This is a genomic window from Tolypothrix sp. PCC 7601 (genome assembly GCF_025677855.1).
In the GTDB taxonomy this organism is placed as follows: Bacteria; Cyanobacteriota; Cyanobacteriia; order Cyanobacteriales; family Nostocaceae; genus Aulosira; species Aulosira diplosiphon.
Genome location: NZ_CP064879.1, coordinates 5,769,737 through 5,790,089 on the forward strand (window position 1 = coordinate 5,769,737; position 20,353 = coordinate 5,790,089).

Annotated in this window: 19 protein-coding genes and 1 tRNA gene; 14 read left to right on the forward strand and 6 right to left on the reverse strand. The window is 42.6% G+C overall.

The genetic code is table 11. From position 1 onward, the window contains the following. Positions 1–128: 128 nt before the first annotated feature. From HG267_RS23740 to HG267_RS23755, 4 genes are all read left to right on the forward strand, one after another. Entirely contained in the window at positions 129–881 is a 753-nt protein-coding gene (locus HG267_RS23740) for a Uma2 family endonuclease (protein WP_081583894.1), read from the forward strand. Positions 882–1,076: 195 nt separating this feature from the next. Next, complete coding sequence (locus HG267_RS23745) at positions 1,077–1,289, forward strand: hypothetical protein (protein WP_045868274.1); 213 nt, start codon at positions 1,077–1,079, stop codon at positions 1,287–1,289. A gap of 34 nt (positions 1,290–1,323) precedes the next feature. Next, the gene (locus HG267_RS23750) at positions 1,324–1,536 is read left to right on the forward strand and encodes a hypothetical protein (RefSeq protein ID WP_045868275.1); all 213 of its coding nucleotides are present in this window, start codon (positions 1,324–1,326) and stop codon (positions 1,534–1,536) included. Further along, a complete protein-coding gene (locus HG267_RS23755) occupies positions 1,523–1,795 on the forward strand; it encodes a type II toxin-antitoxin system RelE family toxin (RefSeq protein WP_045868276.1) in 273 nt (90 codons plus the stop codon). Before HG267_RS23750 ends, HG267_RS23755 begins: the two co-directional genes overlap by 14 nt. A gap of 871 nt (positions 1,796–2,666) precedes the next feature. Here HG267_RS23755 and HG267_RS23760 read toward each other — a convergent pair. Beyond that, on the reverse strand, positions 2,667–3,149 hold the full coding sequence (locus HG267_RS23760; RefSeq protein WP_045868277.1) for a hypothetical protein: 483 nt from the start codon (positions 3,147–3,149) through the stop codon (positions 2,667–2,669). Positions 3,150–3,763: 614 nt separating this feature from the next. On the opposite strand from HG267_RS23760, the gene HG267_RS23765 reads away from it, so the two are divergent. Beyond that, positions 3,764–4,657, forward strand: a complete 894-nt coding sequence (locus HG267_RS23765) for an SDH family Clp fold serine proteinase (protein WP_045868278.1) — start codon at positions 3,764–3,766, stop codon at positions 4,655–4,657. A 129-nt stretch (positions 4,658–4,786) separates the two neighbouring features. Here the strand turns inward: HG267_RS23765 and HG267_RS23770 are convergent, their stop codons facing one another. Continuing rightward, positions 4,787–5,458: a peptidoglycan-binding domain-containing protein gene (locus tag HG267_RS23770; RefSeq protein WP_045868279.1), complete on the reverse strand. Its 672-nt coding sequence runs from the start codon at positions 5,456–5,458 to the stop codon at positions 4,787–4,789. Positions 5,459–6,050: 592 nt separating this feature from the next. Between HG267_RS23770 and HG267_RS23775 the strand changes: the two genes are divergently transcribed. The 7 genes from HG267_RS23775 to HG267_RS23805 all read left to right on the forward strand — a co-directional run bounded on the left by HG267_RS23775 (position 6,051) and on the right by HG267_RS23805 (position 14,866). Beyond that, the gene (locus tag HG267_RS23775) at positions 6,051–7,502 is read left to right on the forward strand and encodes a hypothetical protein (protein ID WP_096621895.1); all 1,452 of its coding nucleotides are present in this window, start codon (positions 6,051–6,053) and stop codon (positions 7,500–7,502) included. A 304-nt stretch (positions 7,503–7,806) separates the two neighbouring features. Further along, on the forward strand, positions 7,807–8,268 hold the full coding sequence (gene rimP, locus HG267_RS23780) for a ribosome maturation factor RimP (RefSeq protein ID WP_045868894.1): 462 nt from the start codon (positions 7,807–7,809) through the stop codon (positions 8,266–8,268). A gap of 197 nt (positions 8,269–8,465) precedes the next feature. Beyond that, the gene (nusA, locus tag HG267_RS23785; RefSeq protein WP_045868280.1) at positions 8,466–9,776 is read left to right on the forward strand and encodes a transcription termination factor NusA; all 1,311 of its coding nucleotides are present in this window, start codon (positions 8,466–8,468) and stop codon (positions 9,774–9,776) included. Positions 9,777–9,922: 146 nt separating this feature from the next. Beyond that, on the forward strand, positions 9,923–10,198 hold the full coding sequence (locus tag HG267_RS23790) for a YlxR family protein (RefSeq protein WP_045868281.1): 276 nt from the start codon (positions 9,923–9,925) through the stop codon (positions 10,196–10,198). Between the two features lie 475 nt (positions 10,199–10,673). After that, entirely contained in the window at positions 10,674–13,808 is a 3,135-nt protein-coding gene (gene infB, locus HG267_RS23795; protein WP_045868282.1) for a translation initiation factor IF-2, read from the forward strand. Between the two features lie 114 nt (positions 13,809–13,922). After that, positions 13,923–14,576, forward strand: coding sequence for a low-complexity tail membrane protein (locus HG267_RS23800; protein ID WP_045868283.1), 654 nt, complete (start codon positions 13,923–13,925; stop codon positions 14,574–14,576). 92 nt (positions 14,577–14,668) lie between these two features. Next, positions 14,669–14,866, forward strand: coding sequence for a hypothetical protein (locus HG267_RS23805; RefSeq protein ID WP_045868284.1), 198 nt, complete (start codon positions 14,669–14,671; stop codon positions 14,864–14,866). On the opposite strand, the gene HG267_RS23810 is transcribed toward HG267_RS23805, so the two are convergent. After that, positions 14,863–15,378, reverse strand: a complete 516-nt coding sequence (locus tag HG267_RS23810; RefSeq protein ID WP_045868895.1) for an alpha/beta hydrolase — start codon at positions 15,376–15,378, stop codon at positions 14,863–14,865. The two genes, HG267_RS23805 and HG267_RS23810, sit on opposite strands and share 4 nt — an antisense overlap. Positions 15,379–15,675: 297 nt before the next feature. Between HG267_RS23810 and HG267_RS23815 the strand changes: the two genes are divergently transcribed. Continuing rightward, positions 15,676–17,352 (forward strand): DUF1565 domain-containing protein, encoded by a 1,677-nt coding sequence (locus HG267_RS23815; RefSeq protein ID WP_045868285.1) that lies wholly within the window; start codon positions 15,676–15,678, stop codon positions 17,350–17,352. A gap of 745 nt (positions 17,353–18,097) precedes the next feature. Here HG267_RS23815 and HG267_RS23820 read toward each other — a convergent pair. Further along, positions 18,098–18,367, reverse strand: coding sequence for a DUF3493 domain-containing protein (locus HG267_RS23820; protein WP_045868286.1), 270 nt, complete (start codon positions 18,365–18,367; stop codon positions 18,098–18,100). A 35-nt stretch (positions 18,368–18,402) separates the two neighbouring features. On the opposite strand from HG267_RS23820, the gene HG267_RS23825 reads away from it, so the two are divergent. Next, positions 18,403–18,474, forward strand: a tRNA-Thr gene (locus HG267_RS23825). Positions 18,475–18,675: 201 nt separating this feature from the next. Here HG267_RS23825 and HG267_RS23830 read toward each other — a convergent pair. Then, complete coding sequence (locus HG267_RS23830) at positions 18,676–18,888, reverse strand: hypothetical protein (protein WP_045868287.1); 213 nt, start codon at positions 18,886–18,888, stop codon at positions 18,676–18,678. 389 nt (positions 18,889–19,277) lie between these two features. Continuing rightward, positions 19,278–20,321 (reverse strand): M42 family metallopeptidase, encoded by a 1,044-nt coding sequence (locus HG267_RS23835; RefSeq protein ID WP_045868288.1) that lies wholly within the window; start codon positions 20,319–20,321, stop codon positions 19,278–19,280. Positions 20,322–20,353 lie beyond the last annotated feature (32 nt).

A 20,353-nucleotide genomic window follows, 5' to 3' on the forward strand; every position in this document is an offset into this window, starting at 1 on the left:
TACTCACAAACAATCCTTCGACGATAGGAAAGTTTGGAAAATTCCTCCCCCCTCTCTGCTTGCGGAGAGGGGGGTAGGGGGGTGAGGTTCTTTCCAACCTTGACATCACACCAAAAGCAAACCCCACTATGACAACCCTCACCCAGAACTATCAAATCACTTGGGAAAAACTACCCGACGATTACAAACTCCCAGACGATCCAGTGGACAACATCAACCAACCAGCCTTAGCTGCTGCACTAACACAAAGTTTAGAACTTGCTGGTAAACTTCCACCCAACGCCCTCACACCAACAAATTACGGTATCTGCGCCACATTAAATGGCAAAATTGTCGTCAAAGCCCCAGACTGGGCGTATATTCCCAAAATTAGCGTTAATCGAGAAGATGTAACTCGCAGTTACACACCACAGCTACAGGGAGAAATTCCCTTAATTGTCATAGAATTTCTTTCTGATACAGAAGGTGGGGAATATTCCATCAAACCCACCTACCCCCCAGGTAAATGGTTTTTTTACGAATGCGTCTTAAAAGTTCCAAACTACGCCATTTTTGCACCTGATAGCGGAGATTTAGAATTTTATAGTTTAGATAATAATACTGGCAGATACGTTGTCCAAAACCCTAACGAAAACCAGCGTTACTGGATAGCCCAAATGAATCTTTATCTTGCTGTATGGCAAGGTACTCGTGAAAATCGTACCGGAAATTGGTTGCGCTGGTGGGATGAACAAGGAAATTTACTACTTTGGGGTTCAGAATTAGCTGAAAAAGAAAGACAACGCGCCGAACAAGAAAGACAACGCGCCGAACAAGAAAGACAACGTGCTGAAAGATTAGCAGCACAATTACGGGCGGCGGGAATTGAACCGCAAGATTAGATTTTTTGTAAATAATTTATAGTTGCTAGATTAGCCAATAATTTGCTAAATCTAGCAATTTTTTTGCGTTTAGCCCCAATGGGCGTTGGCTTAATGCTGGAGATGATAGCGGAAATATCAAAATTTGGCGATCGCAGCTAGTTGTACAATAACAGCGTCAAAATATTATTAGAACTGGCGAACAATAAACACAATATGAAAGCATACGAATTCCCTGCTAATGTCACCGATGAAGGCAAAATAAAATTACCTAATGCTGTTTTACAACAATTAGCAAATAACCAGCAGGTAAAAGTAATTATTCTCGTCAATGAATCCACAGAAGAAGAAGCCGCTTGGTATCGTCTTGCAGCCGAGCAATTACTAAAAGGCTACAGCGAAGATGATGTTATCTATGACATGATTTAATCTTAGGACTTGCAAACAATCAGATATCAGAAAAATGCTAGAAATTACTAAAAATTACGTCATGGATGAAAATCAGCAACCTATCGCTGTACAAATTCCTATTGCTGACTTTGAAAAAATTGAAGAAATATTAGAAAATTACGGCTTAATCAAGCTAATGGCGGAATCAGAAGACGATGAACGTCTCGCTAACGATGAAGCATGGAAATATTATCAATCATTAAAGCAAAAGAATGTGGAAAGTTGAATATACTAAAAAGTTCTTAAAAGAATTAGCAGATTTACCACAAGATGTGCAAGCTCGCATTGAACCAATCGTCTTTCAAGAACTAGAATCAGAAAACCCCTTTGATTTAGGCTATTTGCAAAAAATGAAAGGCTACGATGATAAATATAAAATTCGTGTCGGTGATTACAGAATAGGTATTAGTATTGACAAAGAGACACAAACTTTAATTTGTCAAAGAGTCGCACATCGTAAAGATATTTATAGGACTTTTCCTTGATACAATATCTGTGTAATAATCGCTCAATTAGCTTTGATATCTTTGGGTTATTGCTGACATAAACTGTATTGCTCTACAAAAATATCAGGCGTTAGCTTAACTTACCCTAGCTATGGTTCTTTAGGGAACATCAACAAATAAATTATCCCGCTTGTAGGGGCACGGCATCCACAGACTTTCGGTAATAACGATAAAATATCGGTGCCGTGCCCCTACCGATATGGTTGTTTTGTCATGATAATTTCTTTAAAGAGCAACTGTTTAGTTCTAAACACAAAAATTTTCACTAGAAACGAAAACGTTCTCACTTCAACCCAAAACGTTCTCGTTTCAAACTAGAACATTCTCACTTAAAACAAAAACGTTCTCATTTCAAACCAAAACATTATCACTGACAACCGCAAAATTTAAGCTTCTGACTTGGAGTTTTTCATTTAAAACTGAAACACCCAAGTTCAGAAGCTCAAAGTTGATGTTTTTATCTAAAAGCGCCGAGTTATAGCCTTTCCTAACCACATGAGTTATATCATAGCCCCCTCCTCGCTTGCGCTACGGTGTACACACAAGTCTTAAAATTCCCCCTAGCACTTGGTTTGGTCATCTAGGCTTAGGTTGTGCGATCGCTCCCGAAGCCTGGGAGCAGCGAGGAGGAACGACGTAGACACGAAGTGGCTTCCCGTAGGGTAGCAATCGCAAAAACCACGGGATTATGTGATTACTTCGCTGGGCTATCGCTGCGCTCGTCATGACAATTTAAGGGGTCTATAACGCCTGAAACCCTTACAGCTACCACTTGTGTGTACACCGTAGCCTCGCTTGCGGGGAGGGGGTTGGGGGTGGGGTTCTTATCCCTCACCAATAACGATAAATGCTATATCTCATAAGAGTGCGACATTTGCGGTTGCACTTTTTTCGCTTTCCGGGCAAATCTTCGCCCTAAATCATCAACCATTGAATCTAAACCAGCGCCTTTACCACTAGCCTTGGCATAGTTATATACTAGCAAACCCGCCGCATAAGCTTCACTGCCAACAGCCACAGAAGTATCATCCACCAGTTCTTGCAATTGCGTCAATGACAGCAAAATCGGATACAAAGATTCAAATAATTCAATATCTCGCCGCATTTCATCCACATCAAAAGAACGCGGTAAGAAATCAGGATTTTGTGCAGCTATTTCCAACGCCTTACTGACAAACGCGCGGCTCTTATCCCCCAGCTTCGGTAAAGCTTTACGTTCCTCAGTAGACAAATCAATCAAAAACGGTAACTTTTGCCGAATCGTACTAATAGCTTCCATCACCGCTTCTCTATCTGCTGCGGAAATCTTGGCGCTGACTTGAGTGTCTGCCATTTTACATACCCCTTGATTAGGACTAAATTTCAGTATTCCCCAAGATATTTAGGCAAATATAGTTGTTTATCACTAATTAAGACAAAAATTTTTATACCATTACATCAGTGATATCTCAGAATCACCAGCCTGGGAAAAGTCTGCTTCAGTAGGGGCGGGTTTACAGATCAGTGGTGTCAACTTAAGCTAAAAGCGATATAGGGCGGGCGTTGTACAAATACCTCGCGCCCTCATCCCCTAACCCCTTCTCCCGCAGGAGAAGGGGAACTAAATCTCTTGCTCCCTTCTCCCTGCGGGAGATGGGCTGGGGGTGAGGGCGAAACCTTGCACAAGAGCGGATTTCACGTTAAGTTGACACCACTTGTTTACAGATATACTCCCATAACTCACGACTATCGCGCTTAACCCGCCCCTACTTGGGCTATTAGCCTCTTAATTCATGATACTGTTGGCGACTATTAGCAGAAAGTTTGCAGCAATTAGGCATGAATATTGATGATTTAGGAGAATTATTGTAATTGTCGGTAAGCTAATAGACCTACAGATAGAATTGCGATCGCCTGAAAATTGTCACAATAAATGACGACATCCGTTATTTTGGGACAATCAATCCTATGGCATTTGGAATTGGCGATTTATTCTGGATTTTCCTGCTCCTCTCTTCCCTACAACCCATCTGGCAAAAGCGTCAAATAGAATATCGTCGTTTGCGCGCTTTACAAGAATTTGAGCAAGGACGTAACAGCCGGGTGATTTTATTAATTCACCGTCAAGAGTCTATCAGCTTACTGGGCATACCCTTATCACGCTACATCACCATTGAAGACTCAGAACAAATACTGCGCGCAATTCGCCTCACTCCCCCAGAAGTTCCCATCGATTTAATCTTGCATACTCCCGGCGGTTTAGTTTTAGCTACCGAACAAATCGCTAGAGCATTAATTCGCCACCCGTCAAAAGTTACCGTGTTTGTACCCCACTATGCCATGAGTGGCGGCACAATGCTGGCGCTGGCTGCTGATGAAATTGTTATGGATGCAAATGCTGTCTTAGGGCCAGTCGATCCCCAATTAGGTAATTTCCCCGCAGCAAGTATCTTGAAGGTGGTGAAAGATAAACCCATCAGCGAAATTGATGACCAAACATTAATCATGGCAGACTTGTCAGGTAAAGCCATTCAACAGGTACAGCGCTTTGTGAGGACTTTACTCAAAGACAGTATTCCTAAACAAAAAGTCAGCCCAGAAAATATTGAACCAATTATTGAAGCTTTAACAACGGGACGTGTCACTCACGACTATCCTATTACCGTAGAGGAAGCAACAGAAATGGGGCTACCCGTTACAGTTGGATTGCCCCATTCTATTTATGAACTCATGGATCTGTATCCTCAACCACAAGGAGGTAGACCCACAGTTCAGTATATTCCCATGCCTTACGATGACCGTCGGCCAATGTTACCGACACCCAAAGGCAGACCTTTAGAAGAACCAACTCAGACAAAATAAAGAATAAAGTGAATTATTTGGTTGCACCCAAACAGTGCAACTATCTTCAGTCTTTCCCATAATTGTATGAGCCAGTTAATTTCAGACTTCAGACTTTACACTTCATACTTCAAGTAACGCCTAGAGTATCTATTGAGGTGTTGCTGTAGAAGTTGGTGTCGGAGTAGATGTAGGTGTCGATGTAGGCGTAGATGTAGGTGTCGATGTAGGCGTAGATGTAGGTGTAGATGTAGGTGTCGATGTAGGCGTAGATGTAGGTGTCGATGTAGGCGTAGATGTAGGTGTAGGTGATGCTGTTGGTTTTGCTGTCGGTTTTGCTGTTGGTTTACCAATAGCATTTTTAGCTTCTGTATTCAGCTTTTGGCGGAAGGCTAAATCAGCAATTCCCGTTTCTTGTAGCTGAAATTTTTTCTGAGCTTCTTTAACAGCAGCTTCTGTCTGAGGCCCATAAAATTGATCCCGGGGTAGGGGGGTTTTGGGTTTAACTACTGCATTTAAATTGGCTTGCAAAATTTGTATTATCTGTGCAGCCCAATCTTGAGTTTTTGGGCCTGCTATCCCATCTACGCCTAATTTGTAGCCCTTTTGAAATTCACTGATTGCTTGTTTTGCTTCATTATCCGTTAAGGCTGCATTATTGACGGTGATTTTATAGCCTAAACCATGAAGCACCGCACGAAATTGCTGCGGTGTATAGTTACGCTGACGCGCAGCAAAAGAAGTGCTTGCAGACACTACACTTGCTGTAACTAGGCAAGCAGTAACAATGGTAACGCTTGATTTTCCAAAGCCACACCACATAAATTAAAACTCCTTTGGTTTAAATCAGCAGAATATATTAGTAGGACTTACGCAAGTGTCATATTTTTTTCGTTTGGGTTTGTCCAGGGTCAAATGTCAAGAGTCCAAAAAACCTAAATTTTTGACCCTTGACCCTTGACTCTTGACTCTTATCCCAGAGGATCACTGTGCCAGTTGCGTAAGTCCTGATTAGGTTAACAGGTGTATTTTAAGTTTCTTGAACATCTGTTTTCTTAATTATTAATTATTTTTGATTAAAAATACTTTTATTGGTTAAGTTAATTAATCTTTGATGATAAATTTTCATCATTCTCAGGAAAGATTTTTAACTACCACTCCTGCCATCTAGGAAAGCTCAAAAATTACAAGTAGGTCTATGTTAAAAATTGTCGTTATGACAAGACGCAGGTGAGCCACTGCGGTAGACGAGTTCCACAGCATAAAGCCAGTGGCGCACCATAAGGACAGAAGGCAGAAGAGAAGAGGGTTTTAGGTAACTTGACTTTTCGTTACATACTGCGGTTGATTTGCACCATTCTACTTATAATTTAAAAACTTATAGCCAATTACTGTATAATTCAACACTAAAAAAATGGCTAATATCAAATCTTCCCAGAAGCCACAACTTTACTTTGAAAAAGTTATGGCAATTACAGCCACAGCAAATTTATGCTTAGTTTTGTTTAATTTGAGTTACGTACCTTGGCGAGATTTTTACTACAGAAAATTACCGCAAATTACCCAAATTTATGACCCAATTAAAGGTATTGAACCCCACCGAGAAACGAAAAGCTACCTGCAAGCAGTCACAGCATTAGAAGAACAGGTAAGCCAGACAGGGTTACAGTCACCTCAAGTCCAAACCAAGCTAGAAGAAATTAGCCGTCTCAGCACGGAGATAGTTGACACCAACCCCTTTGCCGCAGTTGGTAAGAGTGGTACCTTAGAAAAAATCAAAAACCGAATGCGCGATCGCGTCGGTCAAGAATCAGCCAAGCAAGCTTTTAGAACTTTTTGGAGCCAGCAATATTTATCGCAAAAGGGCTGGAACCCAGAAATTAATTTTTTTAAACAGAAGATTCGCCCTTTAATTGCTGGTAACTACTATCGCCGCATAGGTGAAGATGGCGAATTACTAGATAATTTTTGGTTAATTGATTTACCATTTGTCGGTTTATTTGCGCTGGAGTTATTAGTACGTAGCTTTTATATCAGACGCAGTCATCCCGGTTTTAGCTGGTTAGATGCTCTGTTATGGCGTTGGTACGATTTATTATTACTGTTGCCGTTTTTGCGATGGTTGCGAGTTATTCCCGTTGTCATCCGCCTCGATCAAGCGCGGTTAGTAAATTTACGTCCAGTATGGCGGCAAATTAACCAAGGAATTGTCGCCAATTTTGCCGAAGAAATCACCGAAATTGTGGTGGTGAGAGTCATTAATCAAATTCAGGGATCAATTCAACGTGGGGAATTTACTCGCTGGCTGATGCAACAAGAGAGTCTACGTCCTTACATAGATATAAATAATGTCAATGAAGTAGAAGCGATCGCAGGTTTATTAGTACAAACCGTTGTTTACCAAGTATTGCCCAAAATTCAACCAGAAATTAACGCCATTTTGCGTCACAATATCAACACTGCCTTACAGCAAGTACCTCTGTATCGCAACTTGCAAACTCTTCCAGGTGTAGGACAAGCCCAAACTCAAATTAGTGAGCAGTTAGTAACCCAAATCACAACTAGTCTATATAACGTATTAGTGAGTGCTGTAGAAGATCCCGTTGGGGCAAAACTCACCAGTCAATTAGTCCAAAGCTTCAGCCAAGCCCTAGGTACAGAAGTCCAAAACAAACAAGTACTTTCCGAAATTCAGAGTTTACTATCTGACTTTTTAGAGGAAGTCAAACTGAATTACGTTCAGCGCTTATCTCAAGAAGATATAGACCAAATTCTCCAACAAACCAGGCAGTTACGCACACAAGTACCATTCCAACCAATCACAGGTAGTAGTGCAATAACAGCCCGGGAAAAGTCAGGGAGATGAGGGATTGGGGACTGGGGACTGGGGACTGGGGATTGGGGAAGATGAGGAAGATGAGGAAGATGTAGACGCTTTGCGGCTTCCCGAAGGGTGGGGGAAATAATAAATGCCAATTACCCATTACCCATTACCCATTACCCATGCCCCATGCCCTATCCCCATATAATAATTTCTTCCTACTCCCTCCAAAAGAAATGCGCTAAACTCAGATTAGGTCGAACCATATTTGGTTCGTAACAAGACTTCTTGGAAGATATCCCTATCGCAGGAAGTGGGTCGATGCCCACTTTTTTTATTGGATTTTCGCATGGCTCATCCTTTAGTCCCACAAATTATTGATTTGGCAACACCAGTGGCAGAAGAACTGGGATTGGAAGTTGTTAGTGTGGTTTTTCACACTAACCAACGTCCACCAGTGTTGCGGGTAGACATTCGCAATCCTCAGCAGGATACTGGTTTAGATGATTGCGAGCGGATGAGTCGAGCTTTAGAAGCTTCTTTAGATGCGGCGGAGATTATTCCAGATGCTTATGTCTTGGAAATATCTAGTCCCGGTATATCGCGACAACTGGTGACAGACAGGGAGTTTATTTCTTTTAAAGGATTTCCTATCATCGTTTCCACTTCTCCACCCTACGAAGGACAGCAAGAGTGGACAGGTCAGTTGATTCGCCGGGATGAGCAAACGATTTTTTTAAACCAAAAAGGTCGTGTAGTCGAAGTTCCCCGTGCCTTAATTACTAAGGTGCAGCTGGATGAGCGCCGATAACCTAGAGGTTAAAGGCTAGAGGCTAGAGGCTAGGGGCTAGAGGCTAGAGGCTAGGAGCTAGAGGCTAGGGACTAGAGTAAAACTTTTCTCTAATCCTTAATCTCTAATGTGTTGTTTTCACTACCTAGTCCTGAATTTCTAGCCCTTAGTCCTAGTCCCTAGCCTTTTCCATCCTTGATTTTTAAAGGAGATTACTTATGTCAATGGTTACTTTACCTGGATTAAAAGATTTAATTGAAAGTATAAGTCGTGAGCGTAATTTACCTCGGTTGGCTGTGCAATCAGCAATTAGAGAAGCTCTGCTCAAAGGTTATGAACGCTATCGTCGTGCCCAAAATTTGGAGCGCAAACAATTTGATGAAGATTATTTTGAGAATTTTGAAGTAGAACTCGATATTGAAGAAGAAGGTTTCCGGGTACTTTCAACTAAAACAATTGTCGAAGAAGTTAGTAACTCTGACCACCAAATCTCTCTAGATGAAGTACAACAAGTAGCGCCTGAAGCTCAGTTGGGAGATTCTGTAGTCCTTGATGTTACCCCAGACCAAGGGGAATTTGGCAGGATGGCGGCGATGCAAACTAAGCAAGTACTCGCTCAAAAACTGCGGGATCAACAGCGCCAGATGGTACAAGAAGAGTTTCAAGACTTAGAAAGTACGGTGCTGCAAGCAAGAGTTTTGCGGTTTGAGCGACAATCAGTAATTTTGGCTGTTAGTAGTGGTTTTGGTCAACCAGAAGTAGAGGCGGAATTACCAAAACGAGAACAGCTACCTAATGATAACTATCGAGCTAATGCCACCTTTAAGGTATATCTCAAAAAGGTTTCTCAAGGTCAGCAACGTGGCCCGCAATTATTAGTTTCTCGCGCTGATGCAGGCTTAGTAGTATATTTATTCGCCAATGAAGTACCAGAAATAGAAGATGAAGTGGTGCGAATTGTCGCGGTAGCACGAGAAGCCAATCCTCCTTCTCGTTATGTCGGCCCCCGGACTAAAATTGCCGTAGATACTCTCGACCGTGATGTAGACCCAGTTGGCGCTTGTATTGGCGCACGGGGATCGCGGATTCAAGTGGTAGTGAATGAATTACGTGGTGAAAAAATTGACGTGATTCGCTGGTCTCCAGACCCCGCAACATACATTGCTAATGCTCTTAGCCCCGCACGAGTAGATGAAGTCCGCCTCATGGATCCAGAAACGCGGCAAACTCATGTGCTAGTGGCGGAAGATCAGCTGAGTTTGGCTATTGGTAAAGAAGGACAAAATGTCCGTTTAGCAGCCCGTTTGACAGGATGGAAAATTGATATTAAAGATAAAGCTAAATATGATCAAGCTGCAGAAGATGCTAAATTTGCTGCTGCTCGTGCTAAATACCAAGCAGAGCAAGAGGAAGAAGATGAATATGAATATGAAGATGAGGATGAATCCGATCTACCAGAACTAGAAGATAGCAATCAAGAAGACTTAGAATTAGATGATGACTCTTTTGACCATAACGATGACGAGTAGTTTATTAACATCCAGTTATTTAAGTAACAACACTTTGATAAGATGTATTAATAATTGCTTCGTATTTCAGGGTTAGGATAAGCAAAAATAGAAGATTAAAGCATCTATGCTCAACCAAACTGCTGAGGTGAGGTAGCAAAAAATTCATGAAACCGAATTATCGGCGTTGTGTGAGTTGCCGCCAAGTAGGCTTAAAAGAAGAGTTTTGGCGGATTGTCCGCGTCTTTCCATCGGGAAAGGTACAATTAGATGAGGGCATGGGGCGTTCTGCTTACATCTGTCCACAGACGAGCTGCTTGCAAGCCGCTCAGAAAAAAAATCGACTAGGGCGATCGCTACATGCAACAGTGCCAGAAACACTGTATCAAACATTGTGGCAGCGTCTAGCCAATAGCAATACCCAAAATCAAATTTTAATTTAAGAAATTTGTGACGGTAATCCCTAGAGTAATTGTGCCAGAAGCCGAACTAGCGCTAGTAACACAGTCTCTGTTGATTGCTGGGGTTAGTGTCAAAATAGTAAATGGGTGTAGTTGACAAACGCCTCTTTTACAATTAAGAGAGACGAAGTAATACTCCCAACAAGTTTTACTCGATTGTGTTGTGGAAGACTCAGAATCAGCAAAACAAAAAACTACAAAATGGCAACCTGGTAGCGCTCAAGCGCAGTTCGGCATCCAGAGCACCTATAAAGATTTTTTATTTAAAAAGCTTTTATGGGTGCCCAGACATCATGATTACTGGTGGGGATGCCAGCAATGAACCGAGACATCTCTCTTTCCTGATTGGAGGCACCGACAAAATCTAAACGGCAACCAAAAAACAGTAGTCAAAGGATGGAGATGTCACAAACCAGGCAACCATCCGCTAAAACTGTAAATTAAAGGGGAAGAGTGGATGAACAACGGCAAAGTTAGAATCTATGAATTATCAAAGGAATTAAATTTGGATAACAAAGAGCTATTAGCAATATGCGACCAGCTCAATATCGCGGTCAAAAGCCATAGCAGTACAATTTCAGATTCGGAGGCAGAACGCATCCGTTCCGCTGCAGAAAAATTCGCAGCAACGAATGGAACGCCTAAAAAAGACACAGGCCTCAACACACATCAAGCAAATGGGCCACAAGCTGGCTCTCGCAATCGACCTGCACCACCACCTCACAAACAACAAATTTTGGAAATTCGTAAACCCAAAATATTGAGAAATCCTAACTCTAACGCCCCAGAGGCATCAGTTACTACTAATACCCCATCTGCTTTGTCTGAAGCTAATCCTCCTTCACCTCCAAAGCCCTTCGCTACACCAGTCTCACCCATGCAGCCGACGGCACCAACTCGACCCGTACCCCGGAATCAATCTGAGACCCCACAGCAACCAGCTGTTAAAAATGCGGATACAACGCCTAATGCCCAACCGAAAGAAAAAATAGTTGGGGAAAAGCCAGAAAAACCAGTTTCAGCTAAACCGAGGCCAGAGAAACCGCAAAAACCTCAACTAGTTGCGCCACCAGCCAGACCAGTATCTGAAGCACCAGAGACCGAGCCTCTGAGTCAGGCAGACAAACCAATTCTCAAACGCGAACGCCCCAAACGCGGCGAAGAAGAACGCGAGCAAATTAAGCCCAGGGCGGCCAAACCAGGCACAGATCCAACAGCACAGCCTACACCACAAAAACAGGCTCGTGCTACACCCGGCCCAGTTAAACCGGAACAAAGAGGAAATCGTGCTCCTGGTGGAGCACCATTCGCCGATTCTCAAAGACCCAGCAGACCAGTTCGTCCCAGCGAATCTGTAGCAGCAATGCCTATTGCTACGCCACCCAGACCCATGCAAGGCGGAGCAGGGAAAGCAGCAGCAACAACAACACTGGATGAAGCGATTCCTGCTGATATCCTTGATTTGAAACGTCCCACACCACCTCGTCCATCCAAAGGTGGTAAAAAGTGGCAAGAAGAAGAAATAATTGATGAAATCAAAGAAAAGTCTGGCAAGGCTGGTGTTAAAGGTAAGCGAGTCAAGCCACTTTTAGATGATGATTTTGAGGAAGACGATTTACTGGATGAAGAAGGTCTGGAAATTCCAGCTACAATCCAGGTCAGCCTTTCCATCGCTCGTCCTCCCAAACCAAAAGCTACGCGACCAACACAACAACCTGCAATAGCTGTTGCTAGCCCTACCACTAGAGGGAAAAAGTCTGCTGCTACCAATCGCGACCAAAATCGTCGTCAAGAAGTAGAGACTAAGCGGGAACGTCCAGAAAAATTGGTGGTAACTGGGCCAATGACAGTGCAGGAACTGGCTGACGCTTTAGCGATCGCGGATACAGAGATTGTGAAAATCCTGTTCCTCAAAGGTATGGCAGTGAGCATCACCCAAAATCTGGATGTGCCAACTATTACCTTAATTTGTAACGATTTAGAAGTAGCAGTTGAAACCGCCGAACCAGAAGCAGAAGCCCGCAAAGTCACAGAAATGCTGGATCTGGCAGACATGGAAAATCTCCATCGCCGTCCACCAGTGGTGACCATTATGGGTCACGTAGACCACGGGAAAACCACCTTGCTGGACTCGATCCGCAAAACCAAAGTGGCCGCTGGCGAAGCTGGGGGGATCACTCAGCATATTGGCGCATACCATGTGGATATCGAACATGAAGGTAAGCCACAGCAAATCGTCTTCCTCGATACCCCTGGTCACGAAGCATTCACCGCTATGCGGGCCAGAGGAGCAAGAGTCACAGATATTGCCGTTTTGGTAGTAGCTGCTGACGATGGTGTACGTCCGCAAACCATTGAAGCCATCAGCCACGCTCAGGCTGCGGGAGTGCCCATTGTTGTAGCCATTAACAAGATTGACAAAGAAGGCGCACAACCAGAGCGGGTAAAACAAGAACTTACCAACTACGGTCTGACAGCAGAAGACTGGGGTGGTGAAACAATTATGGTTCCCGTGAGTGCGATCAAGGGAGAGAACCTCGATACACTTCTGGAGATGATTCTGCTAGTTGCAGAAGTTGCCGAACTATCTGCTAACCCAGACCGAGCTGCGAAAGGAACTGTCATTGAAGCACATTTGGATAAAGCCAAGGGCGCAGTTGCTACCTTGCTGATTCAAAATGGCACCCTGCATGTCGGCGATATGTTAGTCGCTGGCTCCGCATTTGGTAAAGTGCGGGCAATGGTCGATGACAGAGGTAGAAGAGTAGACATTGCTAGCCCTTCCTTTGCTGTCGAAGTCTTAGGGTTGAGCGATGTACCAGCCGCAGGTGATGACTTCGAGGCTTTCGAGAACGAAAAAGAAGCACGCGCCCTAGCCAGCGATCGCGCCGACAAACAACGTCAATCCCGACTCTTACAGGGACGCGTTACCCTCACAACCCTGTCAGCTCAAGCACAAGAAGGCGAGTTGAAAGAACTCAACTTGATCCTGAAAGCAGACGTACAAGGTTCCGTGGAAGCGATTGTGGGATCGCTCAGACAAATCCCGCAAAACGAAGTTCAAATCCGGATGCTGTTAGCAACTGCTGGCGAAATCACCGAAACAGATATCGACTTAGCTGCTGCTAGTAACGCCGTCATTATTGGCTTCAACACCACCTACGCTAGTGGAGCCAGACAAGCTGCTGATGAAGCTGGTGTAGATGTGCGGGAATACAACATCATCTACAAACTCCTCGAAGATATTCAAGGAGCCTTGGAAGGTCTGTTGGAACCAGAATTGGTGGAAGAACCCCTGGGTCAAACCGAAGTCCGTGCTGTCTTCCCAGTTGGTCGCGGTGCGGTTGCTGGTTGTTATGTACAATCTGGCAAACTAGTCCGTAACTGCAAAGTGCGGGTACGTCGTGGCAATAAGGTAATTTACGAAGGCGTTCTGGACTCCCTAAAACGGATGAAAGAAGATGCGCGCGAAGTCAATGCCGGTTATGAATGCGGTATTGGCATAGATAAATTCCACGATTGGGCTGAAGGTGACATCATCGAAGCTTATCAAATGGTAACTAAGCGTCGCACCCTGACAATGACAAAGTAGTGCTGAGTCTACTAGTGCTGAGTTCTAAGTAAAAGCTCTGAGTTTTGAGTTCTCATTCTCAATACTCGCAACTTACAACTCAGCACCTACCACTCAGAATCGAGAAATGTAACTATGGCCTCATTTCGCTCTGAACCTATCTTGTGGCTTCATGTCGCTGGTTTGGCGACGCTGCCAATTTTTTTGTTTTTGTGCCTAGTGTTTCTATCCGTAGGCGAGCCAGTCTTGCCTGTCTGGATGGAGCTATGTTTAGTGGCGGCGATTGGTGTATTACCACTACTGTGGATGCAATTTCGTCGCCCATTTTACATATTTGCGATTTTGGGCGTTGCTCTCAAACCAGAGAATCTGACTGAGCAGCAACGCAAAATTCTTTGTTTAATTAATACTAATTTAAATCGCGTGCTGTCCGTTTTAGCAGCAATATTATTAGTAGGGGTGCTGTGGCAAATGTACCAAGCTGCGCCACTGGTAGCCAACATTGCCAGTTTTCTACCCCAATGGCGCAGCGTCGGATTGCTGCTAGCTGCTTTAGCTTTTTTTGCCAGCAATCTGTTTTTGCAAATTCCCGTGAGTGTAGCCAGAATTTTGGTGACTAATGACACAGAATTTGCAGCCATAGAACCATTACCTTTAGATAAGATTCAGCAGGATTACACAATTGTAGGGGTGCGGGTGAATCAAATATTGCCCCGGTTATTTAAATCCGTGTTAGGTATGAATACAAACACCCAGCAGAACCTAGAGCAAAACACCGATGAAGATTAGGAAAAAATCATCTATTTTCTCCTGTGAAAGTCGGATTGCAAAAAGTGAAACCTGCGGTACATTTTGAAGTTAAAACCGAGGAATGAGAAACTATGGCTCAAATTCCAACTTCTAGCGATCGCCAATTTACTGATGATAGTGAAATTTGGCACAGCCTCAAATCCGCGATCGCCGCTAGTTCTGGTTTCCAACGCTGGCAACTAGAGCACGATTTGCAATTAGATGGAGTACGTCTGGAACAACAAGTACAACGCTATTTGCGGGAAACTTTAGAAACACTGGCTTACTAAACGCCCATCAGATTTTCTATGTTCGTCTGCAAGCGCCGGAGTTGGCGGTAGGCAGTTTCCAACCGATCCCCGTCAACTTCCACTTCTGATGTAGGATAATTTTTTAAAATTTCGATTAGCGTTATCTGGCTATCTTGCCTAGCAGAAAGCACTAAAGCAGCACGTAAAGCTTGCCTGTCTGCCTTTTGGGACGGTGTATGAATTACTTGACTAATTTGATCCAAAATCACGTTACCAATGGGCGTATTTAAAACCCTATCTAAAAACACTGGGTTTACTTTCACTGGTTGCGTTAAATACTGACGTACTGCTTTGGGGTTTTGCCGCGCCAAAGCAAAATTTATGTTGAGGGAACTAGAAAGTTCGCCTGTTTGGGCAAATCTCGAAATTTCCTCTACTGAAAGTGATTCCCGAAAAACTTTGTAGTTCAACACTACTTGTTCTGCTGCCCAGGCAGGAGTAGCAACTGTCAACAGCAAAATCTGCACTAAACTCAGAAAGTGATACCGCATGTCTGTTGATTTCCCAAAAGCTGGCTGTGGTGGAAATGATATTTCTGCAAAATCTATTGGCGCATCCGGCGCTGAATATGTATTGATACCCGCCATCGAGTGATATCAGTTCTCGAAAGTGGCTTTACAAAAATTTTTAGTGATAAATAATATAAGTTCTGTAATTTATCTGTGAAATTTAGCTGATCAATTGCTGACGATCCGGTATAGTTTTGCATGGGTTTGGCAGCTTAATAGCTGTCACCTACCACCTTATTGTTTAAGGTAACTTCATTCAGCACTTCACAGACATCAAAAATGAAATATCGGGGTTTTCACATTATTCCAGCGAAAGGTTTTCGCCCTATTTTTGGCATTCTTCTCAGATCTAATCTACCATTAAGAGCCGGAATTAGTACTGTTTTAGTAGTTTCCAGTGGTTTAACAATATTACCTGGCGTAGTAAATGCTGATTCCATTCGGCAAGCTGGTATTGCTCCTACTCTGACAGCACAAACTCCAGCAGCTGCAACTGTAATTTATGTAAACTCAGCAACTGGTTCAGATACTGCTGCAGGTACAACACAAGCGGCTGCTTTAAAAACTATTACTTTTGCCCTGACTAAAGCCCAAGCTGGGACAGTCATTCAATTAGCGCCTGGTACTTATAATCAACAAAGTGGAGAAACTTTTCCACTCATCCTTAAACCAGGAGTAACTATACGGGGTGATGAAGCCACCAAAGGTCAGGGAATATTAATTAAAGGTGGAGGTTACTACACCAGTAAAACATTTGCCAGACAGGATATTACAATTCTGGCCGATAATAGCACCACGATCGCAGGTGTCACTGTGACCAACCCCAATCAACGGGGTACAGGTGTATGGGTGGAATCCACTAATCCCCTGATCACAAATAATACTTTTACTGAAAGTCTTAGAGAGGGAGTTTTTGTCACGGGGACAGGAAATCCCAAAATCGAAAGCAATGTTTTCGTGCAGAACTCAGGTAATGGGGTTTCTGTAGCTAAAACTGCCCAAGGCGAAATTCGGAATAACTTGTTTCAGAATACTGGTTTTGGTTTGGCAATTGGTGGAACTTCCACACCTTTAATTACAGAAAACCAAATTATCGAAAACCAAGACGGTCTTTTTATTTCAGAAACGGGTAAACCTATACTACGTAAGAATTTCATTCAGAACAATAAGCGGGATGGTGTTGTAGCAACTGTTAATGCTGCACCAGACTTGGGTACAAATGAAAGTCCTGGTGGTAATCTCATCCGCAATAACACCCGTTATGACGTAAATAATGCCACCAAAAATCAGATTGTCGCTATTGGCAATGATATCGATCAAAAGCGCATCTTTGGTTCTGTAAATTTTGTAGCAGCAAACGTTGGCGGTGCTACTGCCTTTAATGATGTACCAACAGGTTACTGGGCAAAGGCCTATATAGAAGCTCTAGCCTCGCAACAAATTATTGCTGGCTTTCCTGATGGCACCTTTAAACCCAACGATCCGGTAACACGCGCTCAATTCGCTACTATTGTCACCAAAGCTTTGGCACCAGCATCTAAACGCCCAGCGATTAGTTTTAAGGATGTCCCAAGTAATTTTTGGGCTTATGCTGCTATCCAATCTGCTTACCAAAGCCAATTTGTCTCTGGATATCCTGATGGTACATTTAAACCACAGCAGCAAATTCCCCGAGTGCAAGCTTTAGTTGCTTTAGCTAGTGGTCTTGGGTTAACTGCGGATAATCAAAATATCCTGACTTTTTATAGTGATGCGGCTCAGATTCCCAATTATGCGCTGAATCAAGTTGCTGCTGCTACTGCACGGCAAATAGTGATCAACTATCCCACAGTCAAGCAACTTAATCCTAATCGTGACGCTACTAGGGCAGAAGTTGCTGCTTTTGTGTACCAAGCACTAGTTAATGCTGGACGTGCCCCAGCGATCCCCTCTTCTTATTTGGTCAAGGTTCCATAGATGAATGTTAGTGGGCGATCGCAAAAATTTTGCTAGCTTTGTAGTTATTGATGAGAGTGCTTAAAGATACAAAAATTTCGTCATGACTCCGAATTTATTCTAGCGTCATAATTGACGTGATTAAATGCTAGTAGCCTGTTTCATGAATGTAATTTTGATAAGTTCGTAGTTAGCACAAAATTTGCCTCAAAATCTAGGATATTATTCCTGACTACGAGCTTATTTCCTCATAATTATGAATTCGTAAAATTAAAAGCGCCAAGCTAACAATTTGTCAGTCTTAGCGCTTTTAATTTTGTGTTTTTCCTGAAATTTAGGGTCTAAAAATTTAGCTGACCCTCATTTAACTTCGCTTATTTATATTCAAGGTCTTTATATTGGCTGACCTCGTTTCAACAATTTTTAGTTTCTCAGAAAATTTTGTATTTTTCGATTTCCTAAGATTTTTTTTATTTTTTCTGACTGTATATTTCAAAAATTCAACTATCGTTAATTAACTTAAATATGATAGAGAGATATAAAGAAGTAGCATTACTTGAGGACGAGGTTCTGTGAGTAAAATTGTGATTTTTTTTGAAGCTAATCTCAAAAATTCAGGACTTACGCAAGTAAAATTTGTCATTGCGACCGGAACTTAGTGTAGGGAAGCAATCCCATCATTTCAGGCGATTACGTCGCTACGCTCGTAATGACTTAATTCCGTGACTTTTGCGTAAGTCGTAAAACTTAGGAACATCTAATCAATTTAAGAGCGTTTTTGCTTTTGCTGTTCCCAACGCCAGAGAAATACCATTAACGCAACAATTCCTACTTGCAGTAATAGGCTAGGCAAACTGCTATCCACATCCCGCCCAGCAAGCAGTCTAAAAAAAAATACGAAAACGCCAATCATCCCAGAAGCGCCACAAGCGATATAGATAAATTTTCGCAAGCCTCGGTAAGGCGCTGCCATTTCAGCTTTGAGACGGGCGTATTGTTCAGGGCTAAGGCGACTTTGAGGATTTGGTTCTACCATGAGTCAAAATTATGCTACAATCTTGGATTGTGTACGCCGATGTGGCTCAGTGGTAGAGCAGCTGATTCGTAATCAGCAGGCCACGGGTTCAAATCCCGTCATCGGCTTTCATTAAGTAAAGTGTGACATAAATGAACCTTGTAGCCAATTAGGGTAAAAACTTTGCTTAAATTTTTATGTGAGACTTGATGTTTACCCTATAGAAGGATAAACATCAACAAAATCTGAATTTATGTTTCAAAAACTCTCAAATTCCATCTATAAGTCTTCAGAAAAACTCTCTGTCTGTGGAATTTATTTGCCTATTTTCAATTGTTTTTACTCCGCTTTAGTACCTGCCAAAGAGCTTTGATATGTTGGTAAGCTTCATGGGGAGGTATTTTTCCACTTGTGACTAAATTAGAGATATAGCTAATGCGCTGGCTAAATTCTTGTAAATTAGCATTAAAAGCTACATTTTCAGGCTTAGTCTGCCCATAGTAGCGACTACGAGCATAGAGAAAATCATTTTGGTTAACCAATATGTTTTATCCTATTTATTAATTTTTAATTAAATTGACAATAAAAATCTAGCCAAGTAATGAAAAAAAAATTTTATTTTAATCAAACAAAAACAGCAGGGCTAACGAATCTCAACTCTAGAGGTTGTATACATCAGGATTATAATTCCACCCAATATTGACATTGAGTAAACCTAATCCTTAATGGAAACAAGTTTGGCAAGAAAATGCGTTAACCCTACTGGAAACTGACGTACTCACTATAAATTTATACCGTCCAACTATCCTGTCTTCCTAGGGTAAAAAATCATAAAAAATCAGGTATTTGCTTTAAAGGGAAAAATTGTTGCTTTGGGAGTATTGCATAATTGGTGGAATTTATGCGATCGCACTCACTCACGCCCATATAGTCAAGCAGGATAATTTTCACAAAAGTTTTGCAGTAAAGATATGCAGTTAGCGATCGCGCCTAAATGAGCAATTTCATAGCCATGAGTGTTTTGTGTCGGAAATGCCAAGCAAGCAGCACGCCCTACATGGCCAAATTTCATGGCAATCGAAGCATCACTACCAAACTGACTGAGAATTGTGAGTTGCACTGGAATCTCTATCTGTTTGGCACAATGGCATAGTTGCCCATTCAATGCCTCATCATATATGCCATAGGCATCTTGAGAGAGAATCACCGGGCTTTTACCATCCTCAATCGGATATTCGCTGGATAAAGGACAAATTTCCAAAGCAATCAACGCATCCAATACCTGATTTTGGGTGAAAAATAGCGCCCCGATCGCACCTACTTCTTCTTTGGCTGAGGCGACTAAATAAACATCGACTGCTGGTTGTTTGAGTTGTTGCGCTAGTGCTAGCAGAATGGCCACAGAAGCTTTGTTATCTAGAGTGTAGCTGGCAATGTGATCCTTTAATCTAATGGGATGCTTGCGATGTTTACCAACTACCATTCTCGTACCAGGACGAATCCCAGCTGCTTCTAACTCAGCAGTGGTACATTTGGTTTCAATCCAAGCATTTTCCCACTTAATGCTAGTATCTTCCTGCTGGACTTTTTGGGGTGATTCATGGGAAACATGACGAGAACCAAAGCTGAGAATACCGCTAATAGTTTCGGCATCGCCTAATAAATCTACAACACCTTCACCGTAAATCCACGGGTAAGAACCACCGAGTTTGCGGACTTCTACACGTCCGTGATCGCCAATAGTTTTGACAATCGCACCAATTTCGTCTTTATGAGCAGTAATCGCAATTGCTCTGTCAGGATTTTTACCAGGAATTTTGGCAATGACATTATCAGCGCGATCGCTCCATACTTCTACACCCAGTTTGGCAAATTCTTGCAGTAAAAATTGGTTAATTTCCGCCTCTACACCACTGGGAGAATGATGCATCACCAATTCTGCAATTATTTTGAATAAATGCTCGTAATCCCACATAGAGCTAAAATTTTAAGCTAACAATTAAGTAT

Coding starts and splice junctions, on each gene's coding strand:
- HG267_RS23740 (WP_081583894.1), top strand. CDS start 129: ATGACAACCCTCACCCAGAACTATCAAATCACTTGGGAAAAACTACCC.
- HG267_RS23765 (WP_045868278.1), top strand. CDS start 3,764: ATGGCATTTGGAATTGGCGATTTATTCTGGATTTTCCTGCTCCTCTCT.
- HG267_RS23800 (WP_045868283.1), top strand. CDS start 13,923: ATGGCCTCATTTCGCTCTGAACCTATCTTGTGGCTTCATGTCGCTGGT.
- HG267_RS23750 (WP_045868275.1), top strand. CDS start 1,324: ATGCTAGAAATTACTAAAAATTACGTCATGGATGAAAATCAGCAACCT.
- HG267_RS23805 (WP_045868284.1), top strand. CDS start 14,669: ATGGCTCAAATTCCAACTTCTAGCGATCGCCAATTTACTGATGATAGT.
- HG267_RS23745 (WP_045868274.1), top strand. CDS start 1,077: ATGAAAGCATACGAATTCCCTGCTAATGTCACCGATGAAGGCAAAATA.
- HG267_RS23770 (WP_045868279.1), bottom strand. CDS start 5,458: ATGTGGTGTGGCTTTGGAAAATCAAGCGTTACCATTGTTACTGCTTGC.
- HG267_RS23810 (WP_045868895.1), bottom strand. CDS start 15,378: ATGCGGTATCACTTTCTGAGTTTAGTGCAGATTTTGCTGTTGACAGTT.
- HG267_RS23815 (WP_045868285.1), top strand. CDS start 15,676: ATGAAATATCGGGGTTTTCACATTATTCCAGCGAAAGGTTTTCGCCCT.
- HG267_RS23835 (WP_045868288.1), bottom strand. CDS start 20,321: ATGTGGGATTACGAGCATTTATTCAAAATAATTGCAGAATTGGTGATG.
- rimP (WP_045868894.1), top strand. CDS start 7,807: ATGGCTCATCCTTTAGTCCCACAAATTATTGATTTGGCAACACCAGTG.
- HG267_RS23760 (WP_045868277.1), bottom strand. CDS start 3,149: ATGGCAGACACTCAAGTCAGCGCCAAGATTTCCGCAGCAGATAGAGAA.
- HG267_RS23820 (WP_045868286.1), bottom strand. CDS start 18,367: ATGGTAGAACCAAATCCTCAAAGTCGCCTTAGCCCTGAACAATACGCC.
- infB (WP_045868282.1), top strand. CDS start 10,674: ATGAACAACGGCAAAGTTAGAATCTATGAATTATCAAAGGAATTAAAT.
- nusA (WP_045868280.1), top strand. CDS start 8,466: ATGTCAATGGTTACTTTACCTGGATTAAAAGATTTAATTGAAAGTATA.
- HG267_RS23775 (WP_096621895.1), top strand. CDS start 6,051: ATGGCTAATATCAAATCTTCCCAGAAGCCACAACTTTACTTTGAAAAA.
- HG267_RS23755 (WP_045868276.1), top strand. CDS start 1,523: ATGTGGAAAGTTGAATATACTAAAAAGTTCTTAAAAGAATTAGCAGAT.
- HG267_RS23790 (WP_045868281.1), top strand. CDS start 9,923: ATGAAACCGAATTATCGGCGTTGTGTGAGTTGCCGCCAAGTAGGCTTA.